The organism is Luteimicrobium xylanilyticum (genome assembly GCF_009429125.1).
GTDB classification, from domain to species: Bacteria; Actinomycetota; Actinomycetes; order Actinomycetales; family Cellulomonadaceae; genus Luteimicrobium; species Luteimicrobium xylanilyticum.
Genome location: NZ_CP045529.1, coordinates 3,352,968 through 3,375,943 on the forward strand (window position 1 = coordinate 3,352,968; position 22,976 = coordinate 3,375,943).

The 22,976-nt window shown below is 72.4% G+C and carries 19 protein-coding genes; 7 read left to right on the forward strand and 12 right to left on the reverse strand.

Annotated elements, in window-relative coordinates:
* The first annotated feature begins 131 nt into the window (after positions 1-131).
* The 3 genes from uxaC to KDY119_RS14855 are packed head-to-tail and all read left to right on the forward strand — an operon-like array spanning position 132 to position 4,905.
* Entirely contained in the window at positions 132-1,652 is a 1,521-nt protein-coding gene (gene uxaC / locus KDY119_RS14845) for a glucuronate isomerase (protein WP_153022477.1), read from the forward strand.
* Positions 1,649-2,890 (forward strand): D-mannonate dehydratase ManD, encoded by a 1,242-nt coding sequence (gene manD, locus KDY119_RS14850; RefSeq protein ID WP_036947351.1) that lies wholly within the window; start codon positions 1,649-1,651, stop codon positions 2,888-2,890. Before uxaC ends, manD begins: the two co-directional genes overlap by 4 nt.
* Positions 2,887-4,905, forward strand: a complete 2,019-nt coding sequence (locus KDY119_RS14855) for an alpha-glucuronidase (RefSeq protein WP_322619619.1) — start codon at positions 2,887-2,889, stop codon at positions 4,903-4,905. The genes manD and KDY119_RS14855 overlap by 4 nt, the downstream gene beginning before the upstream one ends.
* A 204-nt stretch (positions 4,906-5,109) precedes the next feature.
* On the opposite strand, the gene KDY119_RS14860 is transcribed toward KDY119_RS14855, so the two are convergent.
* The 7 genes from KDY119_RS14860 to KDY119_RS14890 all read right to left on the reverse strand — a co-directional run bounded on the left by KDY119_RS14860 (position 5,110) and on the right by KDY119_RS14890 (position 15,703).
* Entirely contained in the window at positions 5,110-7,161 is a 2,052-nt protein-coding gene (locus tag KDY119_RS14860) for a beta-galactosidase (RefSeq protein ID WP_153022478.1), read from the reverse strand.
* A 32-nt stretch (positions 7,162-7,193) separates the two neighbouring features.
* Entirely contained in the window at positions 7,194-7,913 is a 720-nt protein-coding gene (locus KDY119_RS14865; RefSeq protein ID WP_153022479.1) for a glycosyltransferase, read from the reverse strand.
* 5 nt (positions 7,914-7,918) lie between these two features.
* On the reverse strand, positions 7,919-9,496 hold the full coding sequence (locus tag KDY119_RS14870) for a GH39 family glycosyl hydrolase (protein WP_036947355.1): 1,578 nt from the start codon (positions 9,494-9,496) through the stop codon (positions 7,919-7,921).
* A gap of 94 nt (positions 9,497-9,590) precedes the next feature.
* Positions 9,591-11,252, reverse strand: a complete 1,662-nt coding sequence (locus tag KDY119_RS14875) for an ABC transporter substrate-binding protein (protein ID WP_036948582.1) — start codon at positions 11,250-11,252, stop codon at positions 9,591-9,593.
* A 67-nt stretch (positions 11,253-11,319) separates the two neighbouring features.
* Positions 11,320-12,249: a carbohydrate ABC transporter permease gene (locus KDY119_RS14880; RefSeq protein WP_051136277.1), complete on the reverse strand. Its 930-nt coding sequence runs from the start codon at positions 12,247-12,249 to the stop codon at positions 11,320-11,322.
* Entirely contained in the window at positions 12,243-13,154 is a 912-nt protein-coding gene (locus KDY119_RS14885) for an ABC transporter permease (protein ID WP_227994698.1), read from the reverse strand. Before KDY119_RS14885 ends, KDY119_RS14880 begins: the two co-directional genes overlap by 7 nt.
* Before the next feature lie 143 nt (positions 13,155-13,297).
* Positions 13,298-15,703 (reverse strand): beta-xylosidase/alpha-l-arabinosidase, encoded by a 2,406-nt coding sequence (locus KDY119_RS14890; protein WP_153022481.1) that lies wholly within the window; start codon positions 15,701-15,703, stop codon positions 13,298-13,300.
* A 320-nt stretch (positions 15,704-16,023) separates the two neighbouring features.
* On the opposite strand from KDY119_RS14890, the gene KDY119_RS14895 reads away from it, so the two are divergent.
* From KDY119_RS14895 to KDY119_RS14910, 4 genes are all read left to right on the forward strand, one after another.
* On the forward strand, positions 16,024-17,079 hold the full coding sequence (locus tag KDY119_RS14895) for a LacI family DNA-binding transcriptional regulator (RefSeq protein WP_036947357.1): 1,056 nt from the start codon (positions 16,024-16,026) through the stop codon (positions 17,077-17,079).
* A 297-nt stretch (positions 17,080-17,376) separates the two neighbouring features.
* Positions 17,377-17,712 (forward strand): hypothetical protein, encoded by a 336-nt coding sequence (locus KDY119_RS14900; RefSeq protein WP_036947359.1) that lies wholly within the window; start codon positions 17,377-17,379, stop codon positions 17,710-17,712.
* A 79-nt stretch (positions 17,713-17,791) separates the two neighbouring features.
* Positions 17,792-18,211 carry a hypothetical protein gene (locus KDY119_RS14905; protein ID WP_036947361.1) on the forward strand — a complete coding sequence of 140 codons (420 nt, stop codon included), beginning with the start codon at positions 17,792-17,794 and terminating at the stop codon, positions 18,209-18,211.
* A complete protein-coding gene (locus KDY119_RS14910; protein ID WP_148284022.1) occupies positions 18,208-18,408 on the forward strand; it encodes a hypothetical protein in 201 nt (66 codons plus the stop codon). Before KDY119_RS14905 ends, KDY119_RS14910 begins: the two co-directional genes overlap by 4 nt.
* 76 nt (positions 18,409-18,484) lie before the next feature.
* On the opposite strand, the gene KDY119_RS14915 is transcribed toward KDY119_RS14910, so the two are convergent.
* From KDY119_RS14915 to phnC, 5 genes are read right to left on the reverse strand one after another with little or no spacing between them, the layout of a single operon-like run.
* Entirely contained in the window at positions 18,485-19,414 is a 930-nt protein-coding gene (locus KDY119_RS14915; protein ID WP_153022482.1) for a MurR/RpiR family transcriptional regulator, read from the reverse strand.
* Positions 19,411-20,304 (reverse strand): metallophosphoesterase, encoded by an 894-nt coding sequence (locus KDY119_RS14920; RefSeq protein WP_227994373.1) that lies wholly within the window; start codon positions 20,302-20,304, stop codon positions 19,411-19,413. Before KDY119_RS14920 ends, KDY119_RS14915 begins: the two co-directional genes overlap by 4 nt.
* A 5-nt stretch (positions 20,305-20,309) precedes the next feature.
* Complete coding sequence (gene phnE, locus KDY119_RS14925) at positions 20,310-21,242, reverse strand: phosphonate ABC transporter, permease protein PhnE (protein WP_083890642.1); 933 nt, start codon at positions 21,240-21,242, stop codon at positions 20,310-20,312.
* On the reverse strand, positions 21,239-22,066 hold the full coding sequence (gene phnE / locus KDY119_RS14930; protein WP_051136279.1) for a phosphonate ABC transporter, permease protein PhnE: 828 nt from the start codon (positions 22,064-22,066) through the stop codon (positions 21,239-21,241). Before phnE (KDY119_RS14930) ends, phnE (KDY119_RS14925) begins: the two co-directional genes overlap by 4 nt.
* Positions 22,063-22,929 (reverse strand): phosphonate ABC transporter ATP-binding protein, encoded by an 867-nt coding sequence (gene phnC / locus KDY119_RS14935; protein WP_036947368.1) that lies wholly within the window; start codon positions 22,927-22,929, stop codon positions 22,063-22,065. Before phnC ends, phnE (KDY119_RS14930) begins: the two co-directional genes overlap by 4 nt.
* Positions 22,930-22,976: the final 47 nt, after the last annotated feature.

The following is a 22,976-nucleotide window of genomic DNA, read 5'->3' on the forward strand; positions in this document are numbered from 1 at the left end:
GCTCGTTGGGGAGACCGCCCAGGCGGCCCAGTGCGAACGATTGTAGTCATGTTCCCGCGACTTCCCAGTGATCATCCCGTGCGCTACTGTGCAAACGTTCGCACGACACCACGCTCGACGAGGAGGGACCCGTGGCGACAGAGTCGACCGTCGCGACCGAGCAGGACCGCTGGACCCTGCACGACGACCGCGCGCTGCCCGCCGAGCCGGGCGTCCGGGCGCTCGCCCGCGAGATCTACGGTGCGACCCGCGCGCTGCCGATCGTCTCGATGCACGGCCACGTCGACGCGGGCCTCCTCGCGGCCGACAGCCCGTTCGGCGACCCCGCGGACCTGTTCGTCACGCCCGACCACTACCTCACGCGCCTCCTCGTCTCACAGGCCACCTCGCCCCGTGGCGTCCCCGGGGTGCGGGACGTCGGCGACCTGGGGGTCCCCCGCGCCGTCGGGCACGACGCCGTCCCCGCGCCGCGCGAGGTCTGGCGCCGGTTCTGCACCGGGTGGCCGCTGCTGCGCGGCACCGCGACGCGCTACTGGCTCGAGCACGCGCTCGTCGACGTCTTCGACGCCCCCGTCCGCCCGTCCGCGGAGACCGCCGACCTCCTCTTCGACCACCTCGTGGAAAAGCTCGCGACCCCTCAGATGCGGCCGCGGGCCCTGTTCGAGCGCTTCGGCATCGAGCTCCTCGCGACCACCGACCTGCCGTCGTCGCCGCTCGCCGGCCACGCCGCCCTGCGCCGGGACGGGTGGGGCGAGCGCGTGGTCCCGACCTTCCGGCCCGACGTCGTCGTGCGCCTCGACCACGCCCGCTGGCGGGCCGAGCTCGAGGCCACCGCGCAGGCCGCGGACCTCGAGGCGGGCTCGTACGCCGCGTACCTGGAGGTGCTGCGGCGACGCCGGGCGGCGTTCGTCGCCGCCGGCGCGCGGGCGACGGACCACGGGATGCTCACCACGTCGACGGCGCCGCTCGAGCCGGACGACGCCGCCCGCCTCTACGCCGCGGCCCTGCGGGGCGAGACCACGACCGCGCAGGCCGACGCGTTCGCCGCGCACATGCTCTTCGAGATGGCGCGCATGTCCAGCGAGGACGGGCTCGTCATGCAGGTCCACCCCGGGGTGCTGCGCGACCACGACCGTCGTGTCCGGGCCGCGTTCGGCAGCGACCGCGGCTACGACATCCCCGTCCCCACCGACTACGTGCACGGGCTGCGGCCGGTGCTCGAGGCGTTCGGGCACCATCCCCGGTTCCGGATGATCGCGTTCACGGTCGACGAGACCGCTTTCTCGCGCGAGCTCGCGCCGCTCGCCGGCGTCTACCCGGCGCTGCGCGTCGGCGCACCCTGGTGGTTCCTCGACGCGCCCGACGCGATGCGCCGGTTCCGCGAGGCCGTCACCGAGACGGCCGGCTTCGCGAACACGAGCGGGTTCGTCGACGACACGCGCGCCTTCTGCTCCATCCCCGCGCGGCACGACCTCGCCCGCCGCACCGACGCCGGCTACCTCGCCCGGCTCGTCGCCGAGCACCGGCTCGAGCTCGACGAGGCCGTCGAGACCGCCGTCGACCTCGCCTACCGGCTCCCCCACGAGTCCTACCCGCGACCGACCAGGGGCCTCGACCCCTTCCCCCCCGAGCCCACCCCGGAGAACGCATGACCACCGGCACCGCCATCCGCACCGTCGAGGTGCTCGTCACGAGCCCCGACCGCAACTTCGTCACGCTGCGCCTGACCACCGAGGACGGTGTCGTCGGGCTCGGGGACGCGACCCTCAACGGGCGCGAGCTGTCCGTCGCGTCGTACCTCAAGGACCACGTGGCGCCCCTGCTGGTCGGGCGCGACGCGCACCGCATCGAGGACACCTGGCAGTACCTCTACCGCGGGGCGTACTGGCGCCGCGGCCCCGTGACGATGGCCGCGATCGCCGCCGTCGACGTCGCGCTGTGGGACATCAAGGCCAAGATCGCGGGCCTGCCGCTCTACCAGCTCCTCGGCGGCGCCTCGCGGACGGGCGCGCTCGCCTACGGGCACGCGTCGGGCCGCGACGTCCCCGAGCTGTTCGACTCGATCCGCCACCACCTCGACGAGGGCTTCAGGGCGATCCGCGTGCAGACGTCGGTGCCCGGCCTGGACGCCGTCTACGGCGTGGCCGCGCAGCGGACCTCCACGGGCGCGCGCTACGACTACGAGCCCGCGCAGCGCACGGTCGTCCCCGCCGAGGAGGACTGGGACACCCGCTCCTACCTGCGGCACGTCCCCGGCGTGTTCGAGGCGGTCCGGAACGAGTTCGGCCCCGAGCTCCCGCTCCTGCACGACGGCCACCACCGCATGACCCCCATCCAGGCCGCGAAGCTCGGCAAGGCGCTCGAGCCCTACGACCTGTTCTGGCTCGAGGACTGCACTCCGGCCGAGAACCAGGAGGCCCTGCGCCTCGTCCGCCGGCACACGACGACGCCGCTCGCCATCGGCGAGGTCTTCAACACCGTGTGGGACTACCAGACGCTCGTCCGCGAGCAGCTCATCGACTACGTCCGGTCGGCCGTCACGCACACCGGCGGCATCACGGCGCTGCGCAAGATCCTCGACTTCGCCGCCCAGTACCAGATCAAGTCCGGCATCCACGGGCCGACCGACATCTCGCCCGTCGGCATGGCGGCGGCCCTGCACCTCGACCTCGCGATCCACAACTTCGGGATCCAGGAGTACATGCAGCACGGCGCCCGCACGAACGAGGTCTTCCAGCAGACCTTCACGTTCACGGACGGCCTGCTGCACCCGGGCGAGCAGCCCGGCCTGGGTGTCACCTACGACGACGCGGCGGCCGACACCTACGAGTACCAGCCCGCGTACCTGCCGGTGAACCGGCTCAAGGACGGGACGGTGCACGACTGGTGAGCGCCGACCTGATGAGCACGTCCGGCTGGCACGCCGCGTGGCTGCCCGACGAGGCCCTCGCGCCCCTCGGCCGCCGGGTCACCGCAGTCGACCTCACCGTGGTCTCCGCGTCGGGCGCCGGGCCGGTCGTGGCGGCCGTCGTCGCGGAGGTCCGCGCCGCGACCGAGCGCTCCGGCGGCCGGCTCGTCCTCGCCGACGACGACGTCACCGCCGCCGACGGTGACGTGCGACCCGACCTCGTGCTCGTCCTCGACCCGGACGCCGGGCTCCCGGCGGAGGGGTACGCCGTCGAGCGGGCGGACGGCGCCACCCGTGTGACCGCGTCCGACGACCGCGGTCTCCTCTACGGCTTCTTCCACGTCGTCCGCCTCGGCGAGGGCGCGTTCGACGACGCGCTCGCGGCGGGCACCCACGCCCCCGCCCACGCCGTCCGCATGCTCGACCACTGGGACAACGTCGACGTCCACGACGTCATGGGCCAGGTCGAGCGCGGCTACGCGGGCGGGTCGCTCTTCTACGCGGACGGCAGGCTGCGACCCGACCTGAGGCGGGTGGGCGCGTACGCACGCCTGCTCGCGGCGTCGGGCGTGAACCGCGTGGCCGTGAACAACGTCAACGTGCACCGCACCGAGGCGCACCTGCTCACGGACCGGCTGGGCGACGTCGTCCGGCTCGCCGAGCAGTTCCGCCCGTGGGGCATCCGGGTCCACCTGGCCGTGAGCTTCGCGGCGCCGATGACGCTGGGCGGGCTCGACACGTGCGACCCGTTCGACCCCGCGGTCGCCGACTGGTGGGCCGACACCGCCCGGCGGGTCTACGCCGCGATCCCCGACTTCGGCGGGTTCGTCGTCAAGGCCGACTCCGAGGGGCAGCCCGGCCCGTTCGCCTACGGGCGCACCCACGCCGACGGCGCGAACGTGCTGGCACGCGCGCTGGCGCCGTTCGGCGGCACGGTCCACTGGCGGGCGTTCGTCTACGACCACCACCAGGACTGGCGCGACCGCAAGACCGACCGCGCCCGCGCCGCGTACGACCACTTCACGCCGCTCGACGGGAAGTTCGACGAGAACGTCGTCGTGCAGGTGAAGTTCGGGCCGCTCGACTTCCAGGTCCGCGAGCCGGTCTCGCCCGTGCTCGCCGCGATGCCCCGCACGCACCTGGCGCTCGAGCTCCAGGTCACGCAGGAGTACACGGGCCACCAGAAGCACGTCTACTACCTGCCGGAGCAGTGGTCGGAGATCCTGGGCTGGGAGCCGTGGGCCGACGGCCGGACCGTCTCCGACGTCGCACGGGACGTCGTGGCCGTGTCGAACGTCGGGGACGACCGGTTCTGGACCGGGCACCCCCTCGCGCAGGCGAACCTCTACGGCTTCGGACGGCTCGCGTGGGACCCGGCGCTCTCGCCGTCGGACCTGCTCGACGAGTGGGTCGGCCTCACGTTCCCGGGCGCCGACGCGCGCGTGCGGGACGTCCTGCGCGACGTCGTGCTCGGGTCGCGCGCCACCTACGAGCAGTACACCGCGCCGCTCGGCGTGTGCTTCATGGTCGGACCGGGGCACTACGGCCCGGGCGTCGACTTCTACGAGTACTCGCCCTGGGGCACGTACCACTTCGCGGACCGCGACGGCATCGGCGTGGACCGGACCCGCGCGTCGGGCACGGGGTACAGCGGCCAGTACCCCGAGCCGTGGGCGTCGACGTACGAGTCGCTCGAGACCTGCCCGGACGAGCTGCTGCTGTTCTTCCACCACGTGCCGTACACGCACGTGCTGCACTCGGGGAAGACGGTCGTCCAACACGTGTACGACACCCACACCGACGGCGCCGCCCGCACCGTGGAGATGGCACGCCGGTGGGAGGACGTGGACGGGCTCGTCGAACCCGCTCTGTACGAGCGGGTGGGTGAGCTGCTCGCCGAGCAGGTCCGCAGCGCGGGCGAGTGGCGCGACCAGGTGCGGACCTACTTCTGGCGGCACTCCGGGGTGCCCGACGCGCGGGGCGGCCCGCTGTACTGACCGGCTCCGTCGGACCGAGGCGGGCCCTTCACGCCCGAGGAGGAGGCTGAGGCTCTTCCTCGGGTGCGAAGGGTCCGCCTCGGTCTTTCCGCCGAGTGCGACGGCGCATTCGTCGAGTGCGACGCGAGGCCGGGCGGCGACGTCACACTCGGCGGCGGCGACGTCACACTCGACGGAGCCCACGTCACACTCGGCGGTGGTGCGTCAGGGGCGCTCGCGGAGCACGACGACGTCCGTCGGGTCCAGGTGGAGCGTCTCGCCCTCGCGGACCTCGCGGCCCGTGAGCAGGTCGGTGCCCGCGGTGTACGCCGGGACCTCGACCGGCTCCGTCCCGTGGTGCAGGAGGAACGCGGTGCGGAGGCCGTCGCGCTCGCGGACGGCGACCTCGAGGTCGGGCACGTCGGCGTACGGACCGGCGATCCCGTGCCGGTCGAGCACCTGCCCGACGACCCACGCGACGCCGGCGTCGTCGAGGGCGGTCGCGACGTACCAGCCCTCGCCGTCCCCGAACGCGTTCCGGGTGACCGCGGGCGTGCCGGCGTAGAAGTCGCTGCCGTACGTCCCGACGACCTCCGCCCCCTGCGGCACGACCACCTCGAAGACCAGGCCCGCAGCGGAGACCAGGTCGGCTGCGCCGTCGTCGGCGGCGGATCCCGGTGCACGGAGCGCGACCGGGTTGGTGACGCCCGGCTCGGCGGAGTCGGTCTCGTCGACCCGGATCCCGAACAGCGCACCCAGCGGACCCGGGGGGTCCATGAGGTAGGCGTTGTCGTCCTCGTCGACCCGGCCCGCGTAGAACGACGAGACGACGCTCCCGCCGCGGCGCGCGACCTCCTCGAGGCGGGCGGCGACGTCGGCCTCGAGCAGGTGCAGGAGCGGCGCGACCACGACGTCGTACCCGGACAGGTCGGCGGTCACCGGCACGACGTCGACACCCACGTTGGCCTGCCACAGCGCCCGGTAGTACTGGAGCACGGTGTGGACGTAGGAGACGTGCCGGTTGAAGCCGTCGGTCATCTCGACGGCCCACCACGAGTCCCAGTCGAGCAGCAGCGCGACCCGCGCGGGTGTGCGCGCCCCCAGGACGGCGTCCCCGAGCGTCGCGAGCTCCGCCCCGAGCCCGGCGACCTCGCGGAACGCGCGGGTGTCGGTCCGGCCGGCGTGGTCGAGCACCGCGCCGTGGTACTTCTCGCACGCTCCGCGGGACTGCCTCATCTGGAAGAACAGGGCCGCGTCGGCGCCGTGCGCGACGGCCTGCCACGTCCACAGGCGCATCACGCCGGGCCGCTTGACGGGGTTGACGTCGCGGGAGGCCGTGATGGTCGGGGTCTGCTCCATGAGCCAGAACGGAGCGCCGTCCTTCAGGCCGCGCATGAGGTCGTGCGCGAGAGCCATCCGGACCTGCTCGCGCGGCCCCGGCGGGTAGTTGTCCCACGACGCGAGGTCGAGGTGCGGGGCCCAGCGGTGGTAGTCGATGGGCTGGTAGAGGCCCATGAAGTTCGTCGTCACCGGGGTGTCCGGGTCGACGGCGCGGATCGCGTCCTTCTCGGCCCGGAAGCAGGCGAGGAGCTGGTCGGACATGAACCGGCGGTAGTCGAGCGTGATGCCCTGGAACGCGGTGTGGTTGGGCCCGCGCCAGTGCTCGCTCAGCGCGTTCGGCGGCACGACCTGCTCCCAGTCGGAGAACAGGTGCGACCAGAACGTCGCGTTCCACGCGTCGTTGAGCCGCTCGATCGTGCCGTAGCGCTCGCGCAGCCAGACCCGGAACGCCGCCGCGCAGTGCTCGCAGTAGCACGCCCCGCCGTACTCGTTGCCGACGTGCCAGGCGACCAGCCCGGGCGTCCCCGTGTAGCGCTCGGCGGTGCGCCGGGCGAGCTCGACGGACAGCCGCCGGAACACCGGCGAGCTCGGGCAGAAGTTGTGCCGCTGCCCGTACGTGTGGTGCCGGCCCTCGAAGTCGGTCCGGTTGACCTCCGGGTAGCGGTGCCCGAGCCACGGCGGCATGGCGCCCGTGGCGGTCGCGAGGACGATCGTCGCGTCGTGCGCGACCGCCTCGGCGACGATCTCGTCGAGACGCGCGAAGTCGTACGTGTCCTCGGCGGGCTGCAGGTAGGACCACGCGAAGACCCCGAGGGTCACGGTGTCGATCGACGCCTTCCCGAACGCCGACCAGTCCTCGTCCCACACGGCGCGCGGCCACTGCTCGGGGTTGTAGTCGCCCCCGAAGGGGATCTTGCGGGTGCCGGCGGTTGGCATGGTCAGGTGTCTCCTCGTGGTGCGGATGCGGCTCAGGCCGCGGGCGTCGTGAAGCGGTCGCGGACGTCGTCGAGCAGGCGCTGGTCGCCGCGGTACCAGAACCAGACCCACACGCCGCCGACGACGGCGAGCAGGACCTCGGTGCCCACCCAGACGACGGCGCCCGCGACGACCACGAGCGACACCACCCCGAGCGAGACGACCGGGAACCGGCCGAGGTAGTGGGCGGCGAGACGGGCGACGTCCCGGGTGCGGAAGTTGAAGAACGTCGCGATCGCGACGGCGTGCAGCGCCCAGGTGAGGACGACGGCGCCCAGCACCGCGAGCACGACCGCGTACGCCCCGCTCACGCCGGCGGCGTCGGCGTTGACCAGGACGTGCCCGACGATCCCGAGGACGCCGAGCGCCGGGGCCCACACGCGCAGCACGTCCGCGAGACCGAGGCGGTACCCGCGCACGAACGACCGCGCGGGCGTCAGCTCGGCGTCGGCGTCGCGCCCGACACGGTCACGGTCACGCATCGTGTAGAGCGCCGCGGACAGCGCCGGCCCGACGGGAACGAGGGCGAGCGCCGCGAGCAGGACGTTGCTCGCGGACCGGTCGAGCAGCAGGAGCAGGACGATGCTCGGTGATGCCGCGAGCGCCAGCAGGACCGTCACGGTCGCGAACCAGTAGACGACGGCCGTGAGCCGGCCGAGCGCGCCGTGTCCCAGGTCGCCGGGGACGCGCGGGCCGGGGCGGTCGGGGGTCATGGCGGTCACCGTAGCCCCGTGCTCTCGCGGGCGGGCTCCTGCCCGACGATGCGGGCGTCGTCGAGCCAGGCGGGCGTCTCGTCGACGACCGGGTCGAGCTCGACGAGCGTGACCCCGTGGCGCCCCAGCGTGAGGATCAGGTCGACGCGTCCGTCCGTGACCGGCAACGCGCGGTAGGAGCGGACGGGTTCCGCGGCCTCGTGCAGCAGGTCGAGCTGCCGGAGCGTCGGGGACGCCGGCCGGCCCAGGTGTCGCCAGGCCGTGAACGCGTTGCCCGAGTCGACGTCGACGTCGCTGCGGTGGGCGTAGGCGGTCGCCGGCGCGGGGGCTCCGGGAGCGACCGCCGCGACGGGCACGGACAGGTGCACGGTGTGGCTCTCCGCGGCGGCCGGGTCGTCGGTCCCTCCGACGGGCTGCCAGACGAGCGCGGTCAGCCGGCCGGACGCCGCGTCCCGGGTCACGAGGTGGTCCTCGCCGCGGGCGAGGACGTCGCTCCCCATCCGCGCCATGAACGCGTAGAGGTGGTACGTCGGCTTCTTGACCTGCCGGTGCGTGAGCATCCCGAAGCCGCCGTGGAAGATCGAGGTGGGGATGCCGTCCTCCTCGAAGACGTCGCAGAACGTCCAGTAGGAGAACGAGTCGACGAGGTCCCCGCCGCCCGTGAGGACCGGCGCCAGGTAGGCGGCGTTGAAGGCCGTGTCGTGGACGGGGTTGTCGGGCCGGTAGGAGCTGTTGAACTCGGTGACGTGCGCGGGCTTGCCCGCGAGGGTCGTGCCGGCGAGGAGCTCGGCGGGGCGGCCGAACTGCTCGAGCAGGTGCTCCGGACGGCGCAGCGTCTGGTAGACGCCGAAGGGCACGGGCTGCGCGGGGCCCGTGGTGTAGGCGTGGAACGACACGAAGTCGCACGGCACCTCGCGGTCGGCGACGAAGTCGGCGAACGGCGCCCACCAGTCGTCGGCTCCGGGAGAGATCGCAGGTCCGCCGACCTGGAGCTCGGCGTCGACGTCCTTGACCGCGGCGACCGTGGCCTCGTAGAGCCGGAAGTAGGCGGCCTGCCGCTCCTCGGTCGTGCTGCCCGCGCCGAGCCAGAAGATGTCGAGGTTCGGCTCGTTCCAGACCTCCACGGGCCAGGTCCGGACCTCCTCGAGCCCGTAGCGGCTGATCAGGTGCCGCAGGACGGCCTGGACGAGGGCCGCCCACTCGCGGTGTTCGCGGGGCGGTGTGATGTTGCCTCGCCACCAGAACACGGTGGCGTCACCCGACGCGAGGCCCGACGGCATGAACCCGAGCTCGAGGAACGGCTTGATCCCGAGCGCCAGGTACGCGTCGACGACCTGGTCGACGTAGGTGAACGCGTACCGGGTGCCCGCGTGCCCTGCGGCGTCGTACGGGCGGTGCACGCCGACGTCGTCGGACAGGAGGCCGTGGCCGCGCACGTACCGGAACCCGATCTCGCGCTGCACGAGCGCGAGGGAGTCCTGGTAGTCCTGGCGCAGCGCCAGGTTGAACCGTCCCGTGCCCACGCAGGTGCGCCAGGCGTCGGACAGGGTGCTGATCGGTTCGGTCGGGACGACGGTGGTCACGGCGTGGTTCTCCGGGGGTCGGGATGGCGTGGACGACGACGGCGGCCGCCGTCCGGGCCGGGGAGGTCCGGACGGCGGCGCGTGCGTCAGGCCGTCACTTGTCCTGCGTGCGCTGGTACGCGGTGTTGTAGGTGTCGATGAGCTGGTCGGCACCGAGGCCCTTGATCTGGGCGACGTACTTGTCCCAGTCGCTGAGCGGCGTCTGACCCGTGATGAACTTCGCGGTCGCGGCCATCACGGCGTCCTTGATCTGCGAGTCGACGAGGGAGGTCTGCTCGAGCTCGTCCTCGTTGAGCTGGGCCGCGGGCTGGACCGGCAGCACCTTCTTCTTGGCGAGGACCTCGTTCGTCCACTTCTTCGTCTCGTCGGACATCACGGACTGGAGCAGGTCCTTCGTGGAGCCGTTGGCGAGCAGGAACACGCCGTTGCTGTACCCGAAGTCCGCGTTGAGCTGCTTCTTCGCGCCGGGGTTGAGGCCGTTCCAGTCGACGTCCTTGGCGAGCGTGCGCTTGCCGTCCGACGACTTGGTGTACGTCTGGCCCTCGACGCCCCACTGGGCGAACTCGATGCCCTGGTCGGAGTAGTACTGCCAGTCGATGTACTGCAGGAGCGCCTTGAAGTGCGGGTCCTTGGCCGCGGCGCTCGAGATCATGAGCCCGGACGACAGCCGTCCACCGGCGATGTAGTTCCCGGCCGGCCCGTCGGGCAGCGTGATCATGTGCATCGAGAAGCTGTCGCCGGCGTCCTTGGCCTTGCTCCGGTACGAGGTGATCTCCTGCGTGTTGCCCGAGATCGCCGCGGACTGACCGGAGATGAACTTCTGCGTCGCCTGGTCGTCGCTCTGGGTGATCTCCGGGTCCATCGCCCCGGACGACACGAGCCCGGCGGCGTAGGTGACGAGCTGCTTGTAGTTGTCGGTGATGCCCGTCAGCTCGAACTTCTTGGTGTCCTGGTTGAACCAGGTGTTGGAGTAGCCCCAGCCGGCGGAGGTGTTGAAGCTCGGCGACAGGGTCTGGAGGAAGGCACCGAGCGTCGTCGTGTCCGTCCAGCGGTCCGAGAACGCGTACTTGAGGCCGTTGGCCTGCTTGACCTTGACGAGGTCCTGCGCGAACTCGTCCCACGTCGCGGGGTCCGAGGTGATCCCGGCCTTCTTCCACATCGCGTCGTTGACGACCACCGAGTACTGGACGTCCGGGACCTCGCGCACGCCCGGCAGGATGTAGTACTTGCCGTCGGCCTGGCGGTGGGTGTCGAGCTCTGCCTGCAGGCCCCAGTCCTTGATCTTCTGCTCGAAGTTCGGCATGTACTTGATGTAGTCCGAGACCGGGAGGATCTGGCCGCCCGAGACGAACTGCGTCTCCTGGCCCGGGTAGGTCACCGAGACGATCTCCGGGGTGTCGCCCGCGCCGATGAGCAGCGCCTTCTTCTTGTCCCAGTCGGCGAGCGGAACGTCCGTGCGCTTGAAGCTGACGTTCTGGTTCGCCTTGAGCTGCTGGAAGATCGACCAGTCGTTCTTCACCGGGTAGTTCGGGTGGTCGCGGTACAGCATCGTGAAGTCCACCGGCTCGGTGGCCTTGAAGGTCTCCCCGGCCTTGAAGTCGGCCATGGCGCCCTTCGAGTGCGCGGCGTCGATGGTGGCGCTGCCGCCGTCGCTCGAGCCCTTGTCGTCGTCGCCGCCCGAGCTGCACGCGGTCAGGGCGAGGGCGAGCGTCGCCAGGGTGGCCACGGCGGCGGTCCGCCTACGGATGTTGCGCATCATTCTCCTTGGGGTTGAACGTCGTCGTTCGACGGGTGTGGGGAAGATCGGGGGTGCGGACGTGCGCTCAGCCCTTGACGGAGCCGAGCATCACGCCCGAGACGAAGTACTTCTGGACGAACGGGTAGAAGCACACGATGGGGAGGACGGTGAGGAGCATCGTCACGGACTGGACGTTGGCGCCGATCTGGACGGCGTCGGCCTGGGAGCCGGTGATCTCCTGGGAACCGGTGGTCGCCGCGATGAGGTTGCGCAGGTAGACGGTGACCGGGAAGAGGTCCTTCTTGTCGAGGTACAGGAACGCCCCGAACCAGGAGTTCCACATGCTCACGGCGTAGAAGAGCGTCATGGTCGCGAGCACGGCCTTGGACAGCGGCAGGACGATCTTGAGGAAGACCCCGTACGTCGTCATGCCGTCGAGGGCCGCGGCCTCCTCGAGCTCGCTGGGGAAGTTCTCGAAGAACGACTTCATGACGAGCAGGTTGAACACGGAGATCGCGCCCGGCAGCACGATGGCCCACATGGTGTTGCGCATGTGCAGCACGTTGGCGACGAGGATGTAGTTCGGGATCAGCCCGCCGCTGAAGAACATCGTGAAGAGCGCGATCCCGGTGAATGCGCCCCGGCCCTTGAGGTTCGGCCGGCTGAGCGCGTACGCGTAGGTCGTCGTGAGCGCCATCGAGATGATCGTGCCGACGACCGTGTACACGACCGTGTTCTTGTAGTTCTCCCAGAACATCGGGTCGCTGACGACGGCGTCGAACGTCGTCACGTTGAAGCCGCGCGGGATCAGGTTGACCTGGCCCGCGGCGATGTGGCCCTCCGAGGAGAACGACTTCGCGACGAGGTTGATGAACGGGTACAGCGTGATCGCCGCGACGAGCGTCAGGACGACGGCGTTGACGACCCGGAAGATCGCGTAGCCCCGCGTGTCCTTCACACCGAGCGACGCGGCTCGGACGGCGGTGACGTCGGGGGTCGAGGTTTCGGTCACCACAGCGAGGCTCCAACCAGACGGCGCGACGCGAAGTTCGCGCTGAGGACGAGGACCAGGCCGATGAGCGACTCGAAGAGGCCGATCGCGGCCGCGTACGAGAACTGCGCGGACTGGATGCCGACCCGGTAGAGGTACGTCGAGATGACGTCGGCGGTCGAGTAGATGAGGGGGTTCTGCAGGAGCAGGACCTTCTCGAAGCCCACGGCCATGAAGGAGCCGATGTTGAGGATGAGGAGGACCATCATCGTGGGCCGGATCCCGGGGAGGGTGACGTGCCACGTCTGCTGCCAGCGGTTCGCGCCGTCGATGCGCGCGGCCTCGTAGAGCTGGTCGTCGACGGTGGTCAGCGCGGCGAGGTAGAGGATCGTGCCCCAGCCGACGGTCTGCCACACCTCGGAGCTGACGTAGATCGAGCGGAACCAGCCGGGCTCCTGCATGAACGAGATCGCGTCCCCACCGAAGCCCCGGACGATCTGGTTGACGGTGCCGTCGACGGACACGAGCTGGAGCACGATGCCGGCGACGATGACGATCGACATGAAGTGCGGCAGGTAGGTGATCGTCTGGACGACCTTCTTGAACCGCCGGGAGCGCAGCTCGTTGAGCATGAGCGCGAGGATGATCGGGAGCGGGAAGCAGATCGCGAGGGTCAGCCCGCCGAGGATCACGGTGTTCCAGAACACCGTCCAGAACTGCTGGTTGTGGATGAACTGGTCGAAGTAGTGAAAGCCCACCCACTCGTCGCCGAACGGGTTGCCGCCGGGCCGGAACCGGCGGAACGCGATGACGTTCCCGACCATCGGCACGTACTTGAAGACCAGCAGGAAGATGAGCGGCAGGACGAGGAACGAGTAGAGGCGCCAGTCACGCTTCAGGGCCACGCGCCACGACGTCTTGCCCTGCATGCGCAGGCGCTGCTCGCGGCTCGGCCTCGCACCGCCGTCGGGCGGTGGAGCGCCGCGGCCGGACGCGTCGGGCACGCCGGCGGGTGCGAGCGGGACGTCGGGGACCTCGGGGTCCGACGTCACGCTGACGGGGTCGTGCAGGCTCATCGTGGGGTCACCTCCTGGTGGTCGGTGCGGGTGGCGGTCGCCGGGTGGACGACGACGTCGCTGACGAGACGGCGGTCGTGGCCGACCTCGCGCTCGGGTCCGGTGAGGCGGGCGCCGAGCGCCGCGACGACGTCGGCGCTGGAGCGTGCGACGCGGAGCTCGACGTCACCGGGCTCCACGACGCGCACCCCGCGCCGGCCGGTGAAGGACGTGAGGTCGGCGTGCAGCGTGAGCTCGACGTCCGCGCTCTGCCCGGGCTCGAGGTCCACGCGCGCGTAGCCGACGAGGCGGGCCTCGGGCTGGACCCGCTGGGCGACGGGGTCGTGCAGGTAGAGCTGGACGACGTCGGCTCCCGCCCGCTCCCCGGTGTTGCGCACGGTCAGCCGGACCGTCGCCTCGCCGTCGGTCGGCCAGACCTCGTCGACGAGCCGGGCGTCCTCCCAGGCGAACGTCGTGTAGGACAGGCCGTGGCCGAACGGATAGAGCGCCGTCGGGTCGACGGACGAGACGCTGGTGCGGCGCGCGAGGGGCTCCGCGAGGTAGGTGCCGGGCTGGCCGCCGGGCCGGGCGGGAACACTCACGGGGAGCCGTCCGGACGGGTTGGTCTCGCCGGCGAGGACCTCGGCGACGGCCTGCCCGCCGCGCTGGCCGGGGAAGAACGCCTGGACGACCGCGGCGGCGCGGTCCGCGACCTCGCCCAGCGCGTACGGCCGTCCCGTGAGGAGGACGACGACGACGGGGGTGCCGGTCGCGAGCAGCGCGTCGAGCAGGTCCGCCTGCACTCCGGGCAGGCGCAGGTCCTCGGCGTCGCAGCCCTCGCCCGAGGTACCGCGGCCGAACAGGCCCGCGCGATCGCCGACGACGGCGACGCACACGTCGGCGCCACGGGCCGCAGCGACCGCCTCGGCGAACCCCTCGCGCGACGGATCGGTGACCTCGCAGCCCGTGTGAACGCTCACATGCGCGCACCGCGCGCGCAGCTCCGCGGCGACGGTCGGGATCTCGATGCCGAGCGGGGTCTCCGGGTGCTGGGCACCGACGTGCGCGGGGAACGAGTAGCAGCCGAGCATCGCCATCGGGTCGTCCGCGAGCGGCCCGACGACGGCGAGCCGCGCCGACGGCGCGAGCGGCAGCACGGGTGCGGGGGCACCGTCGGGCCGGGGGTTGGCGAGCAGGACGACGGACTCCCGCGCGAGCCGCAGCGCGAGGTCGCGGGCCGCCGGGGTGTCGAGCGTCGGGTCGTCGAGGCTCGCGAGCGCCGCGTCGGGCGACCAGTCGGCGTCGAGCAGTCCGAGGTCGAGCTTCTGACGCAGGACCCGGCGCAGCGCGCGGTCCACGAGGAGCTCGTCGATCTCGCCCGCGCGGACGGCGTCGGCGACGACCCCGAACGCGTCGACCGTGGGCAGCTCGACGTCGACACCCGCCTCGAGCGCGAGGCGCGACGCCTCGGCGCGGTCGGCCGCGATCTTGTGCAGGGTCTCGAGGAACCGGACGCCGAAGTAGTCGGCGACGACCGTGCCGTCGAACCCCCACGTCTCACGGAGCAGCCCGGTGAGGAGGCTCTCGTCGGCGGCCGCGGGGACGCCGTCGACGGCGGCGTAGGAGTGCATGACGGAGCGTGCGCCGCCAAGCCGGAGCGCCGCTTCGAACGGCGGCAGGACGACGTCCGCGAACACCGCCGGGCCGAGGTCGACCGGCGCGAGGTTGCGACCGGCCCGCGACGCGGCGTACCCCGCGAAGTGCTTGAGCGTCGCGACGATCCCCGCGTCCTCCAGGCCGCGCACGTAGGAGGAGCCGACCGTGGCGACGAGGTAGGGGTCCTCCCCGATGGTCTCCTCGGTGCGGCCCCAGCGGGGGTCGCGGGTCACGTCGAGCACCGGCGCAAGGCCCTGGTGGACGCCGACGGAGCGCATCGAGGCACCGATGGTCTGCGCCATCTCGCGCACGAGCGCCGGGTCGAACGAGGCGCCCCACGACAGCGGCACCGGGTAGGCCGTCGCCTGCCAGGCGGCGAAGCCGGCGAGGCACTCCTCGTGCACCTGGGCGGGGATGCCGAAGCGGCTGCGGGCGACGATGTCCCGCTGCGACGCCGCGAGCGACCGCGCTCCGGAGGCCGGGTCCACGGGCGCCGTGCCGAACGGGCGCGTGAGCTGGCCGAGCCCGTCGCGGATGACGTGCTCCCAGGTGGGGACGTCGCCGGTCATGTCGGCCTGGTGGGGCGCGACGCCGCCACCCGACGCGTCCGCGCCGACCCACACGCCGACGAGCTGGGCGACCTTCTCCTCGAGCGTCAGGTGCTCGACGAGGTGCTCGACGCGTTCGTCGGGGGTCCGGGTCACGTCCTGCCAGACCCGCGGTTCGTCCACGGACCCGCCAGGCCGTGCGGTGCTCGGTGCGCTCATGCCATCCCTCTCGGCCACGTCGTCGTGGTGCCGCGGCGTGCGCCGCGCGCCACGACCGTGTGGCGTCGAAACTCTCGTGCAGATTCCGAAAGATATCGGTTGCGATGACCCTAGGACTGCCACCGGCAAGCGTCAAGGCGGCCTAGGTCTCAGTTCGATCACGAAACAAACGCCGTCACCGGGAACGTTTGCACTGGGCGAGCAAACCGCGATCCCCTGCGGGCCGCGGTTTCTCTGGACCGCGACCAGGACCGCGTTCGTGGGATGCTAGGTTCCGGGAGAACCTCCGCGAAACTTGCGACCAGAAACGCGAGCTCACCATGACCACCTCGACCACACCGTCGAGCGAAACTTCCGCTGCGCCGCGCCGGCGCCGTGGGTCCGCGACGATCGCCTCGATCGCCGAGGAGACCGGCGTCTCCGTCCCCACCGTCTCCAAGGTCCTGAACGGCCGGCCCGACGTCGCCCCCGACACCCGTGCACGCGTCGAGGCTGCGCTCGAGCGCCACCAGTACCGCCGACGCACGCCGCGCACGTCCACCGAGTCGTCGCTCGTCGAGCTCGTGTTCCACCAGCTCGACTCGGCCTGGTCGATCCAGATCATCCAGGGCGTCGAAGCGGCCGCCGCCGCCGAGAACGTCGAGGTCGTGCTCTCCGAGCTCGGCGGCGAGCACCGGCCGCCGCAGCACTGGCTCGACAACGTCGTCGCCCGGCGACCGCTCGGCGTCATCTTCGTGCTCTCGGGCGTCGACCCCGGCCAACGGCAGCAGCTCGACGCGCGGTCCATCCCGTACGTCGTCGTCGACACCGCGGGCGAGCCGCTGCCCGGCGTGCCGACGGTCGGTTCCAACAACTGGGCCGGCGGCCTGTACGCGACGCGACACCTGCTCCGGCTGGGGCACCGGCGCATCGCCATGATCTCCGGGCCCGCGGACGTCCTGTGCTCCAAGGCCCGGATCGACGGTTTCCGCACCGCCCACGAGGAAGCCGGCCTCACGGTCGACCCCGAGCTCGTGCGGCACGGCAACTTCTACGTCGACGGCGGCTTCCGGCACGGCATCGAGCTGCTCTCGCGGCCCGACCGCCCCACGGCCGTGTTCGCCGGCTCCGACATGCAGGCGCTCGGCGTCCTCCGCGCGGCCCGCGAGCTGCGGCTGCGCGTACCCGAGGACGTGAGCGTCGTCGGGTACGACGACCTGCCCCTCGCCGAGTGGATCGGGCCGTCCCTCACGACCGTCCGCCAGCCGCTCACCGACATGGCCGGCACCGCGACCCGGATGCTCCTCGGCCTCGCACGCGGCGAGCAGCCCGCCACGCCACAGCTCGACCTCGCGACCGAGCTCGTCGTGCGCGAGAGCACGTCCCCGCCGCGTTGATGTCTCGGACAGGGCGTCTGGTACGGGTGGAGCGGGAGGGGTGCGCGCGGTCTACCATCCGCCTCGCTCGTTCCTCGCTCGGCTCCCGCCAGACCCGCCACGACCGCGCGCACCCCTCCCGACCCACCCTCCGCGATGACCTCACCTCCGGAGCGGTCGCCCGCCCCAACGCCCGCGGTGACGCTCCGTTCGCCGACGGCGACGCTGGGTTCGCCGACGGTGCCCCGTCGACGCGACTGCGCTGAGCTGGCAGTACGCTCGCGTCGAACCAGTCCGCACCGTCCGCAGGGAGGCCCCGTGGCCGGCACCGCCAGCACGCCCGAGCCCACGCCCGCGCACCCCGTGGGGCCGGGGAACATGCGCCCGGTGCACGACGGCGCGGGCCCGGCTGACGAGGCGCGACGACGCGCGGAGGGACGAATCCGTGGCTGGCTCTCATGGGCCTTCTGGACGGCGGGGCTCGCTGTCCTCGTCCTCGTCATCCTCCCCCGGCTCGGCTGGATCTGGGCCGCGATCCTGTTCGCGCTGTGGATCGCGGTGGATAAGACGCTGGACCGCCTGCTCTGGCCGCGCGCCGGCAGGAGCGCCGCAGCATGGCTGCTCGCCCGCAAGAACCGGAGGAACGCTCGATGACCGCGTCCGTCGCGCTCGTCGGCTTCCGGGGGTACGGCGTCTCCCGCTCTGCGCCCCCGAGTAGGAACTCGCGCGCGTCGTGCTGCGCGGGACGGACGGCGGGTTCACGCTCCGCTACGAACGCGACGAGGCCGTGGTGTCCGGGCAGAAGGGCGAGCGGACGGTCCGCGGCGAGCGGGTCGAGCTCCTGAGCGACCTGCTCGAGGCGCGTCACGACGGGCACCGCCTGCTGTGCGACGTTGCCGACACGGGAGCCTTCATGCGCGTGGTCGAGGCGGTCCGCACCGCTCCGGACCCGCGGGGCGTCGGCGGCGACCACGTGAGGTGGCGGGGTGCGGGCGGCGAGCACCATCCCGTCGTGCACGACGTCGCCGCGTGGTGCGAGCGAGTCGCCAGAGCAGCGCACGTTCACCGAGCTCGGCGCACCCTGGACGACCCGGTCCTGATCGGCGCGGACGGCGCGCGGGCGCAGGGCGTCGGCGCTACCTTCGACGCATGAGCGATGGCATCCGCATGAGCCGCGAGCAGCTCGAGAACGAGCTCGCCGCCCTCCGCGAGGTGGGGTGGACACCCGACAAGGTCAAGGCCGGGAGCCTCCACATCGACGAGGTGAGCGGCGCCTACCAGTTCGACGAGGCGAACGACGGCGAGCAGACCTACGCCGACCTCGCCAAGGACGCGGGCATCCCCCTCTGACCGCGAGACAGGCCTCCGGGCGGGGTACTTCGCGAAGTCGTCCGCGTGGCCGCCTGCGTCGGCGCGGCGGGGCGGGTCACTCCGCGAGGTTGTCGCTGATCGCGTCGAGCGCGAGGGCCTTCGCGCGCACGGCCGACTCCCCCAGGTGCGCCGTGACCGCGGCGACCAGGCCCTCGACGAGGATCGCCTGCGGCAACCGGGACGCGAGGGTGATCTCGTCGCGGAACGTGAGGTCGGGCATGGTGACGACGAGGTTCGTGCCCGCGAGCTGGGTGAGCGGGCTCCGTGCGAACGCGGTCACCGCGATCACCGTCGCCCCGGCGGCCACGGCGGCGTCGGCGGACCGCAGGCTCGACGCGTTCGACCCCGACCCGGAGATCACGAGCAGGACGTCCTCGGGGCCGAGGAGGCGCGCGGTGATCTGCTGGTTGATGACGTCGAAAGGCGCCTCGGCGGGCCGACCCGCGCCGGTCAGGCGTGCGGCGGCGTCGAGCGCGAGCGGCCCCGACAGCCCGTTCCCGACGACGACGACGCGCCGCGCGGTCGCGATCGCCTCGACGGCCCGGGCCACCGCGTCGCCGTCGAGCAGCGCCACCATCCCGACGACACCGGCGGCGACCTGCCGGAACGTGTCCTCGACGATGCCCGACGGCGTGCGGACCGAGCCGGCGCCCGCGGCAGCCGAAGGGGCGCCGGGCGTCCCGTCGTCGTACGCGGGCGCGCCGGAGCCCGGGCCCGCGCCGTCGTGCACCGTCGCGGCGAACGCGGCGTCGCGCGCGAGGAGGACGCGGAGCTGCTGGTAGCCGGAGAACCCGAGGCTCTGGCAGGTCCGGACGACGGTGGCGCGCGACGCCCCCGCGAGCTCCGCGACCTGCTGCGAGCTGAGCTCGACGATCTCCGCGGACCGCGCGAGGAGCACCTGCGCGACGGCCTGCTCGGTGGGCAGGAGCGACGGGAGCAGCGTCCGGATCGTGGCCGCGACCTCGCCGGGGCGCGACGGCGTCACGACGACGCCCCCGGACCCGCGAGCGCCGCGATCCGCTCGACCTCGTCGGGTGCGAGGTCGAAGAGCTCGGTCCCGTCGGCGACGTCGGACGCGTGCGGGACCGGCACGAACACCGCGCTCACCGCGCCGTCGTCGTGGACGTCGACGACCGCGAACCCGGAGCCGACCTCGGCCCGCTCGTGCCCGCAGGGGGCGAGCGGGTCGGACGAGTTGGCGACACCGGGCGCGACGACCACCGGGATGCGACCGGCTGTCGCCACCAGGGCGTGGTGGTAGTGCCCGGCGAGCACGGCGCCGACCGCACCGGCGTCCTCGCAGAGCTCGAGCAGCGCGCCAGGGTCCTGCAGCTCGAGCGCCGCGAGCAGCGCCGAGCGCGCCGGCACGGGCGGGTGGTGCAGAACGACGACGGTCGGCCGGAGCGGCGCGTCCGCCGCCTCCTCGGGCCGCGTGGCGCGGTCCGGGTCCTCGAGCCCGGCCAACGCGCCTCGCAGCCGGTCGAGCTGGGCCGGGTCGAGCCGGCCGTACCCGGCGCCGGGCACCGAGGTGTCCACGGTGACGACGCGGAAGCCCCGGACGAGGACGGTGCGCTCGCGCTCCCCCAGCACCTCCTCGAATCCCGCGGCGAGGTCGTGGTTCCCCATCGCCGGCACGACGACGGCGCCACGCTCGGCCGCCCAGGGTTCGACGAGCTCGACGAGGGCCTGGTACGAGGCGGGGCTGCCGTCGTCGGACAGGTCGCCCGACAGCACGACGACGTCCACGTCGCTGACGGTCGACGCGCGCTCGAGCACGGAGCGCAGCGCGGCCGTGGTGTCGACGACGCCGTAGTGGCGGCCCCCGTCGCCGAGCAGGTGGGTGTCGGAGACGTGGAGGATCCGCAGGGGGCGCACGTCGGTCACCCTACGGTCCCGTCCCGGCTCTCGTCCTCGAGCACGCTGGGCGACGCCTCGAGGCGGGCTGCGCGGACGGACCGGCGGCGCAGCGCCGTGACGACGGGCACCTCCCAGCGCCCGGTGATGATGCGGTGCCGCACGGTCCCGGAGATCTGGTCGATGAGCATCGTGACGACCACGACGACGAGCATGAGGATGCCGACGACGTCCCAGACGCGGAACTGGATGTTGTCGACGAGCATCTTGCCGATGCCGCCGGCGCCGATGAGGCCGAGGATCGCGGACGCGCGCACGGAGATCTCGAACCGGTAGAGCCAGAACGCGAGGACCTCGGGCGCCGCGTTCGGCCAGACGCCCCACCGCATCACCTGGGCGCGCGACGCCCCGGCGGCCGTGGCGGCCTCGGTCGCGCCGCCGTCGACGGCCTCGAACGCCTCGTAGCCCCACTTGCCGAGCGTGCCGACGGACCCGATCGCGATCGCGAGGGCACCCGTGAAGGCCGTCAGCCCGGTGACCGAGAGCATGAGGACCGCGATGACGACCTCGGGGACGGCGCGGAGCAGCGCGAACACCGCCCGCAGCGGCCAGCGCACGGCGACCGGCGCGAGGCCGCGCGTCGCGAGCAGGCTGAGCGGGAACGAGATCACGACGCCGAGCGCCGTGCCGAACCACGCCATCGCGACCGAGAGCATCGTCGCGGACAGGGCGGCGGGGAGCTGGGACCAGGCGGGCGGCAGGAACATGAGCCCGAGGTAGTGCCAGAGCTTGCCCGGCATGTCCCACAGGGCGTCCCACGAGATGTCGACGCCCCAGAACGCGGCGACGACGACGGCCACCACGACCAGCCACAGCACCTTGCGCCCGACGTGCGCGGGCTTGCGGGGCCGGTCCTGCGTGGTCGTGGGGCGCGGGGCCGCGAGGGTCGGGGCGCTCACCGGACGAGCCTCTTGCGTGCGGCCGAGCTGAGGAGCTCGAGCAGGAGGACCAGGACGAGGATCTCGAGGATCACGAGCGACAGGTAGTGGTACTGGTAGAACGTGCGGACGCGGTCGATGAGCATGCCGAGGCCGCCGGCCCCGACGAGGCCGATGACCGTCGACGCACGGATGTTGAGCTCGAGCACGTAGATCGTCTGCGAGACGTACTGCGGCGCGACCTCGGGGAGCATCGCGGCGCGGTCCGCCTGGAGCCAGGTCGCACCCGAGGCGAGCGCGGCTTCCTGGCCGCCGCGGTCCACGCCGTCGAGCGCCTCGGACACGAGCTTGACCATGATCCCCAGGTTGAACAGGAACAGGGACAGCACGCCGGAGAGCGCGCCCGTCCCGACGACGGTCACGAAGATCGACGCGTACAGCAGGTCGGGGATGGACCGGACGACGTTCATCACGGTCCGCACGAACCCGAGCAGCGGGCCGTTCGGGTTCGTCGCGCGCGACGCGAGGAACGACAGCGGGAGCGAGACGGCGCAGCCCACGGCCGTGCCGATCACGGCCATCTGGACGGTCTCGAGGAGTGGCTGCAGGGTCTCGCCGAAGAACGAGTAGTCGGGCTGGAAGAGCTGGACGAGGGTGTTCTGCGCGTTGCTGAAGTTGCGCGCGAGGGCGCCCAGGTCGACGTCGACCGCGACCCACGCCCACGCCGTGATGGCCACGAGCACCGCGAGCACGACGACACGCGCAGGCCAGCGGCGGGGCTTCGTCGGCCGTGCGGACGCCCCTGGCCGGTGGGCAGCCCCGGGCGCGGCCGCGACGGCGCTCACTCGAGCACCGCCGGCGGGGCGTCGAGCACGTCCTCGGCGGTGAGCGACCGGCCGTAGATCTCCTCGAGCGTCGACTCGTCGGCGTCCGCGGCGGGCCCGTCGTAGACGACCTCGCCGGCGCGCAGGCCGATCATCCGCTGCCCGTAGCGCCGGGCCAGGTCCAGGAAGTGCAGGTTCACGACGACGGTGATGCCGAGGTCCGCGTTGATGCGCTGCAGGTCCCGCATCACCACGTGCGACGTGGGCGGGTCGAGCGAGGCCACGGGCTCGTCGGCGAGGATCACGCGCGGCTGCTGCGCGAGCGTGCGCGCGATGGCGACGCGCTGCTGCTGCCCGCCCGACAGCTCCGACGCGTTGGAGTACGCCTTCTGGACGATCTCGACCCGCTCGAGCGCCTGCATCGCGAGCTCGACGTCGTCCGCGCGCCACGCCCCCAGGAGGCTGCGCCAGGTCGGGGTGTGGTGCAGGCGGCCGACGAGCACGTTGTTGAGGACCGTCGTGCGGCGCGCGAGGTTGAAGCTCTGGAAGACCATCCCGACCTCGCTGCGCAGCCGGCGCTGGGCCGCCCCGCGCAGCGTCGAGAGGCGGTAGGTCTCCCCCGCCGCCGCGCCGTCGGCCGCGGCGCCGTCGGAGACGTCGCCCACGGTGATCTCGCCCGACGTGATCGGGACCAGACCGTTGATGGTCCGCACGAGCGTGGACTTCCCGGCGCCCGAGAGCCCGACGACGGCGACCATCTCCCCCGGCTCGATGGTCAGCGACACGTCGCGCAGGCCCTGGTAGCCGTTCGGGTACGTGACGTTCACGTGCTCGAAGCGGATGCCCGCGCCGCGCGCGCCGTCGTCGTCGTGATGCCCGCTCATGGGCTGGTCCTTCCCTGGTGTGCCCGTTGGTTGCGGGTGCCGGGCGG

Coding starts and splice junctions, on each gene's coding strand:
- manD (WP_036947351.1), top strand. CDS start 1,649: ATGACCACCGGCACCGCCATCCGCACCGTCGAGGTGCTCGTCACGAGC.
- KDY119_RS14860 (WP_153022478.1), bottom strand. CDS start 7,161: ATGCCAACCGCCGGCACCCGCAAGATCCCCTTCGGGGGCGACTACAAC.
- KDY119_RS14865 (WP_153022479.1), bottom strand. CDS start 7,913: ATGACCCCCGACCGCCCCGGCCCGCGCGTCCCCGGCGACCTGGGACAC.
- KDY119_RS14875 (WP_036948582.1), bottom strand. CDS start 11,252: ATGCGCAACATCCGTAGGCGGACCGCCGCCGTGGCCACCCTGGCGACG.
- KDY119_RS14885 (WP_227994698.1), bottom strand. CDS start 13,154: ATGCAGGGCAAGACGTCGTGGCGCGTGGCCCTGAAGCGTGACTGGCGC.
- KDY119_RS14890 (WP_153022481.1), bottom strand. CDS start 15,703: ATGAGCGCACCGAGCACCGCACGGCCTGGCGGGTCCGTGGACGAACCG.
- KDY119_RS14895 (WP_036947357.1), top strand. CDS start 16,024: ATGACCACCTCGACCACACCGTCGAGCGAAACTTCCGCTGCGCCGCGC.
- KDY119_RS14910 (WP_148284022.1), top strand. CDS start 18,208: ATGAGCGATGGCATCCGCATGAGCCGCGAGCAGCTCGAGAACGAGCTC.
- phnC (WP_036947368.1), bottom strand. CDS start 22,929: ATGAGCGGGCATCACGACGACGACGGCGCGCGCGGCGCGGGCATCCGC.